2 protein-coding genes are annotated in these 1,244 nt (G+C 70.3%); one reads left to right on the top strand and one right to left on the bottom strand.

Annotated features, from left to right (window positions below):
• Window positions 1-169: 169 nt before the first annotated feature.
• Window positions 170-634, bottom strand: a complete 465-nt coding sequence (locus tag B0F77_RS46050; RefSeq protein ID WP_086669338.1) for a PPOX class F420-dependent oxidoreductase — start codon at window positions 632-634, stop codon at window positions 170-172.
• Between the two features lie 10 nt (window positions 635-644).
• On the opposite strand from B0F77_RS46050, the gene B0F77_RS47575 reads away from it, so the two are divergent.
• Window positions 645-1,244: alpha/beta fold hydrolase (locus B0F77_RS47575; RefSeq protein ID WP_143467299.1), on the top strand; the 600-nt coding region annotated here is incomplete at its 3' end.

The following is a 1,244-nucleotide window of genomic DNA, read 5'->3' as shown; positions in this document are numbered from 1 at the left end:
TGATGTGGGTGCGGCGTGCCGGCGGGTGTCCGAGTTGGACGGTCGGGTGCTGGTGGAGCCCACGACCGTGCCAACCGGACTCGTCGCGTCGGTCGAGGGGCCGCACGGTGGCGCCTGTGTGTTGCTGGAGCAGCCGAAAGGCTGGGGTGGCGCCTGGTCGGCGTAGGGCTCAGGCCTCGAGTTCGGGTGGGAAGCCGCCGGTGGCGATGGGGCCCCAGCTGTCGATGGTGATGCGGATGAGGGACTTGCCCTGGCGCAGCATGGCGGCGCGGTACTCGTCCCAGTCGGGGTGTTCGCCGGCGATGCAGCGGTAGTACTCGACGAAGTCCTCGAGGGCTTCTGGCAGGTCGAGGACTTCGGCGGTGCCGTCGATCTGGACGTAGGGGCCGTCGAAGTCGTCGGAGAGCACGCAGATCGTGACGGACGGGGTGCGGCGGGCGTTGCGGGCCTTGGCGCGTTGCGGGTAGGTCGAGACGACGATGCGGCCCTGCGTGTCGACGCCGCAGGAGACGGGGGAGACCTGCACTCCGTCGACGGTGGAGCGGCGGGTGATCAGCACGCCGTGGTGGCGGGTGCGGAGGAACTCGAGCAGCTGCGGCCGGTCGACGAGGTCGGCTGTGGCGATCTTCGGCATGATGTGCAGCATGGCACGCTTCACCTCGTTCGACGGCACGGAACTCGCCTATCGGGAGATGGGTGAGGGCACCCCTCTCGTGGTGCTGGCCGGTGGTCCGGGCAGGTCGTCGGATTATCTGGAGACCCTGGGCGGGCTGGACGTCTTCCGGCGGCTGGTGATCCTGGACAACCGGGGTACGGGTGAGTCCGACGAGCCGGCGGATCCGTTCACCTATCGGCGGGACATGCTGGTGCGGGATGTGGAGATGCTGCGCCGTCACCTGGGGCTGGAGCGGGTGGACGTGCTGGGGCACTCGGCGGGTGCGGGGATCGCGATGGGGTACGCGGCGGATTTCCCGGACCGGGTCGGGAGGCTGGTGCTGCTCACGCCGGCGTTGCGGTCGGTCGGGTTGTCGCCGGAGCAGAGTGACTGGGACACGTTCCTGGCCGCGCGGGCGGGCGAGCCGTGGTTCGAGGGCGCGACGACGGCGCTCAGGCGCACCGCGGCCGGTGACGACTCGGTGCAGAACCGGGTCGCGGCGTCGCCGTTGCTGTACGCGCGGTGGGACGAGCACACCCAGGCGCATGCGAACGCGGAGCTGGGTCAGTGGAAGTGCCACGTGGCGTTG

Source organism: Lentzea kentuckyensis (genome assembly GCF_002150765.1).
Classification (GTDB): Bacteria; Actinomycetota; Actinomycetes; order Mycobacteriales; family Pseudonocardiaceae; genus Lentzea; species Lentzea kentuckyensis.
Note: the sequence above shows the minus strand (reverse complement) of the source record. Positions and strands in the feature narration are given on the sequence as shown.